The following is a 15,122-nucleotide window of genomic DNA, read 5'->3' on the forward strand; positions in this document are numbered from 1 at the left end:
CTTCCGTGCCGGGGTGAAAAGTCGGGGATTGTAGCGAGATTAATTCTTGTACACCTGAAATATTATCGTATAGCCATCATTCACAATTTGACGCCAAACTACTGGCTCAAAAACACCGCAAAACCCTTGTGGGAGCGGGCTTGCTCGCGAAAACGGTGGGTCAGTTCATACACAGTTGACTGACCCACCGTTTTCGCGAGCAAGCCCGCTCCCACACAAGCCAGTCCACCTCCAGGATCGGTGTTTACTTCTTGTCGCTCAGTTGCATCTGCCCATCCCAACCACCGCCCAGTGCCGCGATCAGTTGCACGCTGGCCACCAGCCGGGTTTGCAGCAGGGTCAGCACCGTGCGCTCGTTGCTCAGGGCTGTGGCTTGCACAGTGACCACATCGAGATAGGCGATCAACCCGGCCTTGTACTGGTTCTGGGTCAGGCGCAGGGATTCCCGGGCCGCGTCGAGGGCTTCGTTGCTGACAACCGCTTCGTCTTCCAGGACCTTGAGCTGCACCATATAGTTTTCCACCTCACGGAAACCGTCGAGTACGGTCTGGCGGTACTTGGCCACGGTTTCGTCGTAGGACGCTTCGGCGCGGTCGACTTCGGCCGAACGCTGGCCGCCGTCAAACAGGGTCATGGCGAGTTTCGGCCCCACCGACCAGAAGCGGTTCGGCAGGCTGATCCAGTCGGCGTAGGTGCTGCTGGAATAGCCGCCGGCCAGGCTCAGGGTCAGGTCCGGGTAGTACGCGGTCTTGGCCACGCCGATATTGGCGTTGGCCGCAATCACCGAGCGCTCAGCCTGGGCGATATCCGGGCGGCGTTCCAGCAGTTGCGACGGCAGGCTCACCGGAATCTGCGGCAGCGCCGGAATGTCCTTGCTCACCGCCAGGTTGAAGTTGGCCGGCGGCACACCGATCAGCACGGCAATGGCGTTTTCCAGCTGCGCCCGCTGCCAGATCAGGTCGATCATGCTGGCCTGGGTGCTTTTCAGCTGGGTCTGGGCCTGGGCAATGGCATCCTTGCCCGAGACTCCGGCACGGTATTGGTTCTGGGTCATTTGCAGGGAGCGTTGGTAGGTGTCCACCGTGGCTTGCAGCAAACGGGTCTGTTCGTCCATGACCCGCAGCTGCAGGTAATCCTGCACCAGTTCCGATTGCTGGCTCAGGCGCATCGCCGCGAGGTCCGCTGCGCTGGCTTCGGCGCTGGCTTCATTGGCTTCCAGGCCCCGGCGCAGTTTGCCCCAGATATCGGCTTCCCAACTCACGCCCAGCTGGGCGTTCAAGGTGTCGCGGATACCGCTGCTGGAGCTGCTGAGGCTGGCGTTACTGCTGCCGGTTCCCTGGCTGGCCCGGCTTTTCGAGGCACTCAGGTCAACCGTGGGGAAGAACGCACCACGGGCACTGCGCACCTGGGAGGCCGCCTGGCGATAACGCGCCTCGGCCTGGGCCACGGTCTGGTTGGAGCTGTTGAGTTTTTCTACCAACTCATTGAGTTGTTTGTCGCCGTACAGCTCCCACCAGGCCCCCCGGGCCAACGAGTCGCTGGGCGCGGCCTGGCGCCAGCCCTGGGCTTCCTTGTACTGGGCCGGCTCGGTCAATTCGGGGCGTTTGTAATCCGGGCCGACGGCGCAGGCGCTGAGCATCACGCCGCACAGGGCCAGGCTCAGCAGCTTGGAGCCGCGCGTCATCGCCAGACGTTGCACGGTGGGAAACGTTGAGTCGGTCATAGCGCAGTGTCCAGGGCAGCATCGGTACGCACTCCGCGCCAACCGTTGAAACGGTGGCGCAGGCGGTCGAGATAAAGGTAAACCACAGGCGTGGTGTAGAGGGTCAGGATCTGGCTGAATACCAGCCCGCCGATAATCGTCAGGCCCAAGGGCTGGCGCATTTCCGCGCCTTCGGCGGTGCTGAGCAGCAGCGGCACGGCGCCCAGAATCGCCGCCAGGGTGGTCATCAGGATCGGGCGCAGCCGCACGAGGCAGGCGGCGCGAATCGATTCCAGCGGGCTCATGCCGTCCTTGCGCTCCAGTTGCAGCGCCAGGTCGATCATCAGGATCGCGTTTTTCTTCACCACCCCGATCAGCAGGAACAGCCCCAACAGCGAGATCAGGCTGAATTCCCCACCCAGCAGATAGATCGAGAGCAAGGCGCCCACCCCCGCCGACGGCAAGGTCGACAGAATGGTCAGCGGGTGAATGTAGCTCTCGTACAGAATCCCCAATACCAGGTACACCGCCACCAGCGCACCGAGGATCATGAACGGCTGGCCTTTCTGGGTGGCGGCGAAGGCGTCGGCCGTACCGGCCATCTTCGCGATCACATCTTCAGGCAGGCCGACCTTGGCAATCGCTCGCTCGATAGCGGCCGTGCCCTGCTCCACCGTGACCCCGGGTGACATATCAAACGCAATGTTTTCCGAGGCGAACTGGCCTTCATGGCTGACCCGATCATCCGCCAGGCTGTTTTCATAGTGGGCGATGGCCGACAGCGGGACACGTGCACCGGTGGACGTGATCACCTGCATCTGATTGAGGGTGATCGGGTCCTGGGCGTACTTCGGATTGACTTCCATCACCACCTGGTACTGGTTGAGGCTGTCGTAGATGGTGGAAATCTGGCGCTGGCTGTAGGCGTTGTTGAGCACCGCGGTGACCATGTTCATATCAATGCCCAGGCGCTTGGCCTGGTCGCGGTCGACAATCAGCGTGACCTGGGCCGCACCACGGCCTTCACGGGCATCGATGGCGGTGAGTTCCGGCAGTTCACGCAACGCGGCGACCACTTTCGGGTACCACAGGCGCAACGCCGCCAGGTCGCCGCTTTGCAGGATGTAGGAATACTGCGAGGTGGTCTGGTCGCGGCCGCCACCAAATTGCAGGTCCTGGTCAGCCATCAGCATCAGGCGCCCGCCGGGCACCAGTGGCACATTCTTGCGCATGCGTTCGATCACCGCCTGGGCAGAAATCTTGCGTTCGCTGATGGGCTTGAGCCGCACCAGCATCACCGCGTTATTGGTGCCGCTGTTGCCGCCAATAAAGCCTGCCACGCTCAACACGGCGGGGTCCTGCAGGACTGCCTTGCGGAAGATTTCCATCTTCGGCTGCATGACACTGAATGACAGCCCGTCATCGCCGCGCACAAAACCGATCAGTTGCCCGGTGTCCTGCTGGGGCATGAAGGTTTTCGGCACCACCACATACAGCGCCACGTTGACGCCAATGGTCACCAACAGGCTGAGCAGCGTCAGGCGCTTGTGGCGCAGCACCCAGTCCAGGCTGCGGGCGTAGCCGGCCACCATGCGGTCGTTGATCTTCTGGCTCCAGCGCTGCAAGCCTGTCTCCTGGCCTTTGACATGGGGCTTGAGCCAGCGGGCGCAGAGCATCGGGGTCAGGGTCAGGGACACCACCAGCGAGACGATGATCGCCGCCGCCAAGGTGATGGAAAACTCGCGGAACAGGCTGGTAACGATCCCGCCCATGAACAGGATCGAGAGGAACACCGCCACCAGCGAGACGTTCATCGACAGCAACGTGAAGCCGACTTCCTGGGCCCCCAGGTACGCCGCCTTCATCGGCGGCACGCCTTCGTCGATGTGCCGGGAAATGTTCTCCAGTACCACGATGGCGTCGTCCACCACCAGGCCGGTGGCGAGGATCAGCGCCATCAGCGACAGGTTGTTCAGGGAAAAGCCGAACAGGTACATCACCGCAAAAGTGCCCACCAGCGACACCGGCACCGCCAGGGTGGGAATCAGCGAGGCACGGAAGTTGCCGAGGAACAGGTACACCACCAGGATCACCAGGGCCACGGCAATCAGCAAGGTCATCTCGGCTTCGTGCAAGGTGGCGGTGATCACCGGCGAACGGTCCATGGCCAGGTTCAGCTTGACGCTGGACGGCAACACCGCCTGCAAGGCCGGCAGCTGCGCCTTGATCTGCTTCACGGTCTCGATGATGTTGGCACCGGACTGGCGGTTGATCACCAGCAGCACCGCCGAGTCGTTGTTGAAGAAGCCGCTGTTGTAGCGGTCCTCGACGCCATCGCTGATTTTCGCCACATCCCCCAGGCGCAGGGCCGCGCCATTCTGGTAGCGGATCAGCAGTGGTTCGTAGTCCTTGGCCTTTTCCAACTGGTCGTTGGCCTGGATCTGCCAGTTGCGCTCACTGTCTTCCAGCGACCCCTTGGGCCGGCGCACGTTGGCATTGGCGATGGTGTTACGCACATCGTCCAGGGCCACGCCGTATTGGTCGAGGGCCTTGGGTTCAAGTTCGATACGCACGGCGGGCAAGGAGCTGCCGCCGATCTGCACTTCACCCACCCCCGGCACCTGGGACAGGCTCTGGGACAGGATAGTCGAGGCCAGGTCGTACAACTGGCCCTTGGGCAACACGTCCGAGGTCAGGGACAGCACCATGATCGGCGCCTGGGACGGGTTGATCTTCTTGTAGGTGGGCATGCTGCGCATGCCACTGGGCAGCAGGTTACGGGAGGCGTTGATCGCCGCCTGCACTTCCCGCGCCGCGCCGTTGATGTCGCGATTGGAGTCGAACGCCAGGATCACCCGGGTCGAACCCTGGCTCGACGAACTGCTCATGGTGGTAATGCCGGCAATTGCGCCGAAGGAACGCTCCAGCGGCGTGGCCACCGTAGACGCCATCACCTCGGGGCTGGCACCGGGCAAGCTGGCCGACACCACGATCACCGGGAAGTCGATCTGCGGCAAAGGCGAGACTGGCAGCAGGTTGAAGCTGACGCCGCCCAGCAGCATGATCGCCAGGCTCAGCAGCATGGTCGCGACCGGCCGGCGAATGAAAGGTCCGGACAGGTTCATGACTCAACCGGCTCCAGGCGCACGGGCTCTTTGCGCCAGCGACGGCCAAGGCGGTCGAAATACAGGTAGATCACCGGAGTGGTAAACAGGGTCAACACCTGGCTCACCAGCAGCCCACCGACCATGACCAGGCCCAGGGGCTGACGCAGTTCTGCACCGGAGCCGGTGGCGAGCATCAACGGCACCGCACCGAACAGCGCCGCCAGGGTGGTCATCAGGATCGGCCGGAAGCGCAACAGCGCTGCCTGGTAGATCGCGGTTTGCGGGTCCAGGCCCTGGTTGCGCTCAGCGTCGAGGGCAAAGTCGATCATCATGATCGCGTTCTTCTTCACGATACCGATCAACAGGATGATGCCGATGATCGCGATCATCCCCAGGTCGTTGCCACTGAGCAGCAAGGCCAGCAAGGCCCCTACCGCTGCCGACGGCAAGGTCGAGAGAATGGTGATCGGGTGGATGTAGCTCTCGTAGAGCACACCCAACACGATGTACATGGTCACTACCGCCGCCAGGATCAGCAGCAAGGTACTCGACAGCGAGGCCTCGAACGCCTGGGCCGCGCCCTGGAATTGAGTCTGCACGCCGACGGGCATGCCGATGTCCTTCTGGGCCTGGTTGATCAGTTCCACACCCTTGCCCAGCGCCACGCCGGGGGCCAGGTTGAACGACATCATCACCGCCGGGAACTGGCCGATATGGGCGATCGCCAGCTGGGCCTGGCGCTGTTCCACGTGGGCCAGGCTCGACAGCCGTACCTGGCCGCCGTCGGTGGTTTTCACGTGGATCTGGTTCAGGGCGGCCGGGCCGAGGGTTTCCCCCGACTGGGCCTGCAGCACGACGCGGTACTGGCTGGCCTGGGTATAGATGGTGGAAATCTGCCGCTGGCCGAACGCGTCGTACAGCGCATCCGTGATGGTCGAGACCGACACGCCAAGGCGCGAAGCCGCGTCGCGGTCGATCACCAGGTACACCTGCAGGCCTTTGTCCTGCAGGTCACTGGCGACGTCGGAGAGTTCCGGCAGTTGACTGAGGGCGTGCACCAGCTTGTCACTCCACAGCGCCAGCAGCTCGGCGTCCGGCGAGGACATGCTGAACTGGTACTGGGTGCGGCTGACGCGGTCTTCAATGGTCAGGTCCTGCACCGGCTGCATGAACAGGCGGATACCCACCAGCTTGTCCAGCTGCGGTTGCAGGCGCGTGATGATCTGTGCCGCGCTGAGGTCCCGTTCGCCGTGGGGCTTGAGGTTGATCAGCAGGCGGCCGCTGTTGAGGGTGGCGTTATCACCGTCCACCCCGATGTAGGACGACAGGCTTTCCACCGCCGGGTCTTCGAGGATGATCTTCGCCAGCTCCTGCTGGCGCTGGCTCATGGCCGCAAAGGAAATCGACTGCGGCGCTTCGGAAATGCCCTGGATCACGCCGGTGTCCTGCACCGGGAAGAAGCCCTTGGGCACCACCAGGTACAGCACCACGGTCAGGCCCAAAGTGGCGATGGCCACCAGCAAGGTCAGCGGCTGGTGCTTGAGCACCCACTGCAACTTGCGCCCGTAGGCTGCGATCAGCCAGTCGATCCAGGCGCCGCTGGCCTTGTAGAAACGGCCCTGCTCTTCTTCCTTGGGTTCGCGCTTGAGCAAACGCGCGCACATCATTGGCGTCAGGGTCAGGGACACCACCAGGGAAATCAGGATCGCCACCGCCAGGGTGATGGCGAACTCACGGAACAAGCGCCCCACCACGTCGGCCATGAACAGCAGCGGGATCAATACCGCAATCAGCGACAGGGTCAGGGAAATCAGGGTGAAGCCGATCTGCTTGGCGCCCTTGAGCGCGGCCGCCATGGGCGTCTCGCCTTCCTCGATATAGCGGGAAATGTTCTCCAGCATCACGATGGCATCGTCCACCACAAAACCGGTGGCGATGGTCAGGGCCATCAGCGTCAGGTTGTTGATGGAGAAACCGGCCAGGTACATCACGCCAAAGGTGCCCACCAGGGACAGTGGCACGGCGATGGACGGGATGATGGTGGCGCTGAAGCGGCGCAGGAACAGGAACGTCACCATCACCACCAGGGCAATGGCGATCAGCAATTCGTGTTGTACGTCACGGACCGAGGCACGGATGGTCTGGGTCCGGTCGGTGAGCACCGTCACGTCGAGGCCGGCCGGCAGGTTGTCGGTGATGCTCGGCAACAATGCCTTGATCCGGTCCACCACTTCGATGACGTTGGCCCCGGGCTGGCGCTGAATGTTCAGCAAAACCGCCTGGTTTTCATTGGCCCAGGCCGCGAGGCGCTCGTTTTCGGCGCCGTCGACGATCTGCGCCACGTCCTTGAGCCGCAACGGCGCGCCGTTGTTGTAGGCGAGGATCAGCTCGGCGTATTCCTTGGGCGAGACCAACTGGTCGTTGGCGTCGAGCATCGACACCCGCGTAGGGCCGTCAAAGTTACCCTTGGGCTGGTTGACGTTGGACGCGGCGATCAGGGTACGCACGTCTGACAGGTTCAAGCCGTTGGCCGCCAGGGCCTCGGGGTTGACCTTGATCCGCACCGCCTGGCGCTGGCCACCGGCGATGCTGACCATGCCGACGCCGCTGATCTGCGCGATTTTCTGCGCCATGCGCGTGTCGACCAGGTCGTTGAGCTTGGGCAGCAACATGGTCTTGGAGGTGATGGCCAGGGTCAGTACCGGGGTGTCCGCCGGGTTGACCTTGTTGTACACCGGCGGTGCCGGCAAGTCCTTGGGCAGCAGGTTGGTGGCGGCGTTGATCGCGGCCTGCACCTGTTGCTCGGCGACATCCATGTTGATGTCGAGGTTGAAACGCAGGGTCAGCACCGAGGCGCCGCCGGAGCTGGTGGACGCCATCTGGGTCAGGCCGGGCATCTGCCCGAACTGACGCTCCAGGGGCGCCGTCACCGCGCTGGTCATCACGTCCGGGCTGGCGCCGGGGTACAGGGTCATCACCCGGATGGTCGGGTAGTCCACCTGGGGCAAGGCCGAGACCGGCAACAGGCGATAAGCGATCGCCCCGGCCAGAACAATGGCCAGCATGCTCAGGGTGGTTGCTACCGGGCGAAGGATGAACAGCCGCGAGAGGTTCATGCGCCGCCCTTTTGCGCCTTGCCGGCATCAGCCGGGCCTTGCTGCGTCTTGGCTGCCGGCTGGCCCTGGAGGTGTTCGGTCGGCGTGGTCGGCACTTCAGTGCTGTCGTTGACCACTTCGATATCGCTGCCGTCCTTCAGGCGGTCGGTGCCTTCCAGTACCACGCGGTCGCCGGCGGCCAGGCCTTGCTTGATCACGGTGTTGTTGCCGTCGGAGTCACCGATCACCAGCGGACGTACCTTGACCTTCTTGTCGCCATCGAGCACGTAGACGAAGGTGCCATTGTTGCCGAACTGAATCGCCGCCGACGGCGCCAGCACTACGTTATGCAGGGTGTCGGCCAGCAGGTGCACATTCACGAACTGGTTGGGGAACAGCGCCTGGTCCTTGTTATCGAACCGCGCCTTGAATTTCAGGGTGCCGGTGGTGACGTCGATCTGGTTGTCCAGGCTCTGCAACACGCCGCTGGCTTTCAGGGCCACATCGCCACGGTCCCAGGCTTCTACCGGCAGCTTGTTGCCGGCGTGATAACGCGCCAGCACGGTTTCCAGGGTGTTTTCCGGCAGCGTGAAGACCACGCTGATGGGTTGGGTCTGGGTGATCACCGCCAGGAAGGTGGTGTCGTTGGCCGCGACGAGGTTGCCCACGTCCACCTGGCGCAGGCCGACACGCCCGGTAATCGGGGCGCGGATCTTGGTAAATTCGAGGTTGAGTTTGGCGTCATCCACCGCGCCCTGGTTGGTCTTGACCGTGCCCTGGTACTGCAACACCAGCGCTTCGGCGGTGTCGAGGGTCTGCTTGGCGATACTGTCCTGGGCATACAGGTCGCGATAACGCTGCACGTCGACCTGGGCGTTTTTCAACTGGGCCTGGTTCTGCAGCAACGTGCCCTGGGCCTGGAGCAAGGCATTCTGGTAACTGCGCGGGTCGATTTCCGCCAGCAAGTCACCGGCCTTGACCATCTGCCCTTCTTCAAAGGCGATCTTGACCAGCTCTCCCCCTACCCGACTGCGCACATTAATGGTGTTCAGGGCGGTGACCGTGCCCAGCGCCTTGTAGTACACCGGGAACTCACCCAGCACGGCGGGCGCCACACGCACCGGCACCGGGCCGGTAGAACCACCAAAGCCCGGGCGCATCATGCCCGACTTGCCGGCATGCCCGGCGGGCTTCTTCTCGGCGCTGTCTTTGTGGCTGCTGCCGGGCCAGAACTTCCAGCACAGGCCAGCAATGACCAGCAGCACGAGCAGGCCGAACAGCCAGCGGCGGGAGTGACGAGGGGTGGATTGCATGGAGTGATCAACCATTGGGTGCGAGAGCTTCTTCTTCGGGAGGCTGAAAGATAAGCACTGGGGCGCGTTAAGAAAAGCGCCTTTACCGGCTATTTACCTTGGATTACAACTTTTAACTTCTTCGCTTAGTCCATTGGCTATCTGGCTAAGCATCTGAAGCACAAATAAAAACGGCCTGGACTAGGCCAGGCCGTAATACTGCATCACGCGTGTTACTGCAAAACGACAGTCACGCGTAGTTACAGTTACTTCAAAACAGCCAGGGCTGCTTCGTAGTTTGGCTCTTGGCCGATTTCGCTGACCAGTTCGCTGTGCAGCACGTTGTCGTTTTCGTCCAGTACCACGACGGCACGGGCAGTCAGGCCGCGCAGCGGGCCGTCAGCAAGCGAAACACCGTAGTCGACAGCAAAGGCTGGCTCACGGAAGTCCGACAGGTTCTTCACGTTTTCCAGGCCTTCGGCACCGCAGAAGCGCGCCTGGGCGAATGGCAGGTCGGTGGAGATGCACAACACCACGGTGTTGTTCACGTCGTTGACCTGGGCGTTGAACTTGCGAACCGACGTGGCGCAGGTCGGGGTATCAACGCTTGGGAAGATGTTCAGCACTTTGCGCTTGCCGGCAAAGCTTGCCAGGGTTGCGTCAGACAGATCGCCGGCAGTCAGGGTGAAGTCTGGCGCCTTGGCGCCGACTTTCGGCAAATCGCCTTCGACCTGGACAGGGTTGCCTCGGAGGGTAACTTGAGCCATGAACGGAATCCTTCTAGTGGTGGTAGTGAAACGAAATTCAGGTGCCGAAGTTAACCACAAAGTTCGATGGGCACCTATGGTCGGGCGCAAATTGTCTTGGAACCGCCCCGAAACAGACGCACAGACCCAGCACGCGCTTAGGGCCTTCTCGAAAAGTCTCACCCATCCATCACGTATTTTTTCACGTTGCAAAGCGGCCCGGGCACGCCCGGAACTGCACATCCCAGGTGAACGACACACAACTGCCGCCGTGAAAAACTTATCGGTAGCCGCTGCCTCTGTCTTACATGAACTGAAGGATGCCCTCATGAGAGTTACCGATTCGCGTGCCGCTTCCATCGCCCTTCCCACGTCCCCCTCTACCTCGCCTCAGGCGGTTCCCTCGCCACCTCAAGTGTCGAGCGAGTCACTCGCCCGGGTGCGTACACACCGCGACAACGATCTGAGCCCGCAGGAGGAACGCGCCAAAACGCTGGTAGAACAAGGCGACAGTAAAATGGCCGTCAACTATGCCTTCGGCTTGACGGAAGCCGCGAACTCAACCGCACAGGACGATCACCGGAGCAGTTGGACCCCTCTGACCACCGCTGTCGAGCCCAACTCCACATTTGGCATAGCCTGGGCCAATTTTACCCGCGCGCTGAACTCAGAACCCTTCGCGACTTTTGCCCGCGATAACCACATCGACCTGTCAAAAATCTGCTGGTATCCCAGCTACGGGACGAGTTTCTATGCGGGTCTTACTGACGGGAGCATCGCAACCTTTTATGACGAAAGTCCTGGCTGGGCACGGGCCACCGCAGACCTGTCGGCAGCAGCAAAAGTGCTTATTGGAAGAACTGGAGGGCCGTTTACCTACACCGGCCCAAACAACGCCCCGACCGAGCTGGTCGGTACCTTTTATGGCCACCGCTCCGTGCCGGCCCGGCTTCCAATGGCCGGCATTCTATTGACTACCCAAACATTCCCGTCGCTGTCTGATTCCACTCACTACTACCACCGCCACGTCAGCGAGCTCCAGCAACAAACCATAAAGGACATTGCCGCCATGGATGCCAGCGGGCCAATACCCGCCGTGGCGCCTGCTCAAACAATAGCGGCACGCGTTATCGACGCGGATAAAGAAGTGGCGCGAATGAGCGCCACCGCGCTGTTGCTGCACAGAAACGAAATACACCCGGCCGACGCAAACACAGCCTCAGGTACCCTCATTACGCCCCCCGAGCACTCCACGCTCGGACAAACGATCAAAGCCTTTAACAAGGCCTTTCAGACCCCGGCAGTCCTGGACTTTCTGCGACGCCAAAACATCGACATTTCAACCGTAAGCATATCGCTGCCAAGCGGCGATCTGCTGGTGCCTGAGCGCAACGCCTTGCGCAAGATCGCTACGGTCAATGATCAGTCGGGATGGGCCGAGCTATCGGTTGATATCAGGGCGCTGGCCAAGAAACTGGGGGACGGAACGAATGAACTCGTGCCTTATTACCCGGACGGTTCCATCTCTATCCGTAACGCCCTGAATTTTTATGGCGTGCCTGCCACCAGCACAACCTTGCCAGAGACGCTCACACTGAGCACCGCCCTCTTCCAAAAGGGCTTTCCCGCCTTGAACCAGGAACCCCCTCCCACCGACGAGCGCTCACGCGCGGTGCAGCAAGCACAGCTCGCCGCCATCCGGCAGCTCGAGGACGCAAGTAACGTTCAACCCGTCACGTCGGAGCCCGCTAAAACGCCCGCCAACACCATCGACCCCGCAACCCGCATCGTCAACAGCCTGTTTGCCGCAGCCCCCAGCCTGTATTCGGCGGTGGCTTCATGGCTGGGTTTCTACGTCCGGGGCATCGCCCATGGTGCGGGGGACCTGGACATCAACCACCTGAGCATTGGCGTACACGACCCGGAGAATCCCGCCGAGCGCAAAGAGGTGCCGCTCATGGACTACGCCATGAACGCGTTAAGCAACAGTCAATCACTGCGTTTCCCCCCGGGCGCCCAATTGTTCGACACCCGCCCTGACCTTCTGGCACGCACCGGGACACCCGGATACGTCCCCGTCCCTATCGATATGAACGCCCTGAAGAATGAGTTGCTCCGTTTACCGACGCAAGTGGAAACGATTTACAAAGCGGCCACCCACGATTACTGGAGGCAGCCCGCCTTCACTGCGCCTGCGCTCTATAACGACAGCCGTCAGTCATTGGTCAGCCGCCTCCTGCAAGACAACCTGCAGCGAGCCGGCCTCCAACAGCCCGGGCTGGATGACGAACAACGCAAAACCATCGACATGGTCGTAAAGCATCCTGAAGGTTCGACGCGTGCTGCCCCCCAGGACCCAAACAGTTCTCCAGCCACTGTCTATCGCCTTACAAACGGGCCCGAGCACAACGACACGCCCAACCTGTTGATTCATCGCTCCGTGACAGGGCCTCGCGAGATTCTCTTGGTGGTGGAACCCAGTGGCAACATTACGCCTTATGACTCCTGGGACGACGCATTACAAGCCGGCCGTCTCGGGCGGGTGCTGACCGGCAATCCGTTCGATACCCAAGCCAGCATTATCATCGACGGTGAATGGGTCGACACGCTGTCCGTCAACCGATCTGCAGCGCAGGCGCCGGACCAGACTCAAGCAGCCGCTCAGCCGCCGGCCTGGGTCAATCAGGCCAACGACTCGCAACGCGTCGTCTTGCACCACCTCATGCTGGAGCTGGCGGGCTTTGTGCAGCGCAACAAAGGGCAGTCGTACGACTACGCAATAGACGACCTGCGCACCTTTGCCCAAAAGCAATTCGACGCACAGCTGCCCAGCCCCAGGTCGTACAACACCTCGCAGATTGAAGTTGAATTCAAGCCTACGAGCGGCTGGCTGTTGGCCGGTTCGGGAGGTGGGGACATCTCGGCGGGCCTCGGTACCGTCGATCGAGTCAGAATGAGCCTGACCGACATGCTGCTGCGTAATCTGTCGGGGTTGCCGGACGGGCAGATAGACGTCTATTACAAGCCAGATGGCAAGCCAGGCAATGCACGAATAACCGCACTTGAGGGCGGCGGCGTCCTCAAGAAAATGATTCAAGACGCTGACATCGGCAAGCAATACCCGGAGCGCCTCAAGCAAGAATTGCTCGGCGACCCCACAAAAAAAGCTCAGCGCCTCTCGTTGTTTGCCCAGCAGGTACCCATCGAGCTGAAGCTCCAGGCCCTGAAACTGGCAACAACAGGCGCATCCGGTTTCGACACCACGGGGTTCCGGTACGTTGAGCAACTACTTGATCCAACGCCGGGCACAAAAACCGTCGACGGCAAGGAGATCGTGATCCGGCCCTTGGCCTTTACGCGCGAGCCGGGTAAGGCACCTGATGTTGTCAACAACATGTACCTGATTGAACCCAAGGACAGCACCACCGGACCGCATATTCTGTATCGCCCGTTGAACACCACCATGCAGTTGATGCAGTTTCCAACCCGCCAGGCCTTGATGGAGGCCATTCAGAAGCCGAACCAATTGCAAAAAGATATCCTCGCCTGGCTGCCGGACGACGCGACCCGGGCGATCTACAACAACGGCGGATTTAAAGCACCTCACATCCGGCGCTTTACCGTGGGCGACGACTTTGCGCCGATATCGACGCCGGCACCGCCTGTCCTTGCCACCGAAGGTCATGCCGCGACCCAGCTGCAGCAGGCGCTGGAATCGGGGCAATTGATGAACCGGTTGTACGAAGACAACGCGAACGGCCTGGCAAGCCTGGCCGATCAGCAGTCCGTCTCGAATGCGGAAAGTCGCTGGGCGTCTGCCAAAAGGGGCGGACTGCTGGTGCTCAACAGCGTGCTGCCTGTGCTGCGCGGCCCCCTCGCCTCTATCGGCATAGCGATGCAGGCGCTGGGCATTGGCCAAGATATCAATACATTGGCCAGCAAAGACGGAAGGAACAAAGAGGCGGCTCTGGCCGATCTGTTGCTCAACCTGGCGACACTGTTTCTGCACTTTCGTGCACCATCGCCTGGCGAGGCCTTGGGAACGAACGCCCCCCCCAGAGGTGGCAAGTGGCAGGCTCTCGCCACCAGAAGCGTCATCACCTACGCAACCAACGTATCAAATACGGCTGGGAGGGCCTGTCACCCAGGTCGATGCCATCGATGGGGAAATTCAGACGTTCGTGGATACCTACGACGGTGCCGAACGTATCAATATCTACGCTCATGGCGAACAACCACAACCTGGCCAGGCCGCAAAAATTGTCGGCGAGAATGGTGCACGCTATTCCGCGCAGGAGACCTACGACAAGCTATTGGCCCGTGGGATCGACCTGAAGAAATACCCCAACATTCGCACCCTTTTCTGCTATTCGGGAGACGGTGGTACGCGGTCGTTCGCCAGCGACCTGCACACCATTACGGGCAAACCGGTTAAAGGTTTTGAGGGAACCGTCATCGCCAACTTCTCGGATAAAAGACTCCCGGATGACTTATACGACGACTTTTACACCAGCTATAAATCCACGTATCCGCATCTACCGAAAAAAACCATTGAATGGCTTGCCAACAAAGAACTGAATAAATACTACGCCGCGCAAGATATCTTTCCTCAGGTAAGTAAAGAGCACGGCGCTCCGATTCGAATCAATTATGGGACGGCAGCAAAACCTGCCTGGGTTGAAATGCCCATCGACTATCGGCCTGTCCGTGTGGGACCACCCAAGGGAAGCGAACCGGTCCGTCCGACCGTTGTGCCCCCCAAGGTCGAAGTACTGATGGGCAACTCCAGGACTATCGAAGACACAAACTCGGTGCTCTCCACCGATGCCTTGACCGACTGCTCCGCCCTGGTAGTGCTGACTGACTTGAAAGACGGGGTCTATCAAAAACGGACATTGATGCATATAACCGGCAGCGTCCTGGAGTTCGGCTTGCCGAATGAAGATGTCGCCCAACTCATGGACGACCTGGATAAGTCTCTGGCCAATGGCGGCAAGGTCATATTTGTAGGCGGCGTGAACTCCTCGTCCCGATTTGGCATGGGAATGGTCGTGGGCCAGGAATACAACGGAAAAAAACCGCTTCTGGATATTCTTACAAAACCCGGTGTGGAGACTGTATTAGCGGGCTCCAGCGGTATTGAGGTTAACCCGAACGGTACATTCACGCTGGCAGAAGCC

Annotated in this window: 6 protein-coding genes; 1 reads left to right on the forward strand and 5 read right to left on the reverse strand. The window is 61.0% G+C overall.

The features are described 5' to 3' along the window. Positions 1-244 precede the first annotated feature (244 nt). From LIY45_RS21715 to tpx, 5 genes are all read right to left on the reverse strand, one after another. The gene (locus tag LIY45_RS21715; RefSeq protein ID WP_226477554.1) at positions 245-1,723 is read right to left on the reverse strand and encodes an efflux transporter outer membrane subunit; all 1,479 of its coding nucleotides are present in this window, start codon (positions 1,721-1,723) and stop codon (positions 245-247) included. Beyond that, complete coding sequence (locus tag LIY45_RS21720; RefSeq protein ID WP_226477555.1) at positions 1,720-4,827, reverse strand: efflux RND transporter permease subunit; 3,108 nt, start codon at positions 4,825-4,827, stop codon at positions 1,720-1,722. Before LIY45_RS21720 ends, LIY45_RS21715 begins: the two co-directional genes overlap by 4 nt. Beyond that, entirely contained in the window at positions 4,824-7,925 is a 3,102-nt protein-coding gene (locus LIY45_RS21725; protein WP_017477568.1) for an MdtB/MuxB family multidrug efflux RND transporter permease subunit, read from the reverse strand. Before LIY45_RS21725 ends, LIY45_RS21720 begins: the two co-directional genes overlap by 4 nt. Beyond that, positions 7,922-9,232: an MdtA/MuxA family multidrug efflux RND transporter periplasmic adaptor subunit gene (locus tag LIY45_RS21730; RefSeq protein ID WP_017477567.1), complete on the reverse strand. Its 1,311-nt coding sequence runs from the start codon at positions 9,230-9,232 to the stop codon at positions 7,922-7,924. Before LIY45_RS21730 ends, LIY45_RS21725 begins: the two co-directional genes overlap by 4 nt. Positions 9,233-9,462: 230 nt before the next feature. Further along, positions 9,463-9,963, reverse strand: coding sequence for a thiol peroxidase (tpx, locus tag LIY45_RS21735; protein WP_226477556.1), 501 nt, complete (start codon positions 9,961-9,963; stop codon positions 9,463-9,465). A gap of 307 nt (positions 9,964-10,270) precedes the next feature. Between tpx and LIY45_RS21740 the strand changes: the two genes are divergently transcribed. Then, the gene (locus LIY45_RS21740) at positions 10,271-14,377 is read left to right on the forward strand and encodes a DUF6543 domain-containing protein (protein WP_226477557.1); all 4,107 of its coding nucleotides are present in this window, start codon (positions 10,271-10,273) and stop codon (positions 14,375-14,377) included. The last annotated feature ends 745 nt before the right edge of the window (positions 14,378-15,122 follow it).

It is taken from the genome of Pseudomonas sp. MWU16-30323 (assembly GCF_020515595.1).
In the GTDB taxonomy this organism is placed as follows: domain Bacteria; phylum Pseudomonadota; class Gammaproteobacteria; order Pseudomonadales; family Pseudomonadaceae; genus Aquipseudomonas; species Aquipseudomonas yamanorum.

Excerpts from the sequence above, each read along its gene's own strand:
- LIY45_RS21715 (WP_226477554.1), bottom strand. The coding sequence starts at position 1,723 with ATGACCGACTCAACGTTTCCCACCGTGCAACGTCTGGCGATGACGCGC.
- LIY45_RS21720 (WP_226477555.1), bottom strand. The coding sequence starts at position 4,827 with ATGAACCTGTCCGGACCTTTCATTCGCCGGCCGGTCGCGACCATGCTG.
- LIY45_RS21725 (WP_017477568.1), bottom strand. The coding sequence starts at position 7,925 with ATGAACCTCTCGCGGCTGTTCATCCTTCGCCCGGTAGCAACCACCCTG.
- LIY45_RS21730 (WP_017477567.1), bottom strand. The coding sequence starts at position 9,232 with ATGGTTGATCACTCCATGCAATCCACCCCTCGTCACTCCCGCCGCTGG.
- tpx (WP_226477556.1), bottom strand. The coding sequence starts at position 9,963 with ATGGCTCAAGTTACCCTCCGAGGCAACCCTGTCCAGGTCGAAGGCGAT.
- LIY45_RS21740 (WP_226477557.1), top strand. The coding sequence starts at position 10,271 with ATGAGAGTTACCGATTCGCGTGCCGCTTCCATCGCCCTTCCCACGTCC.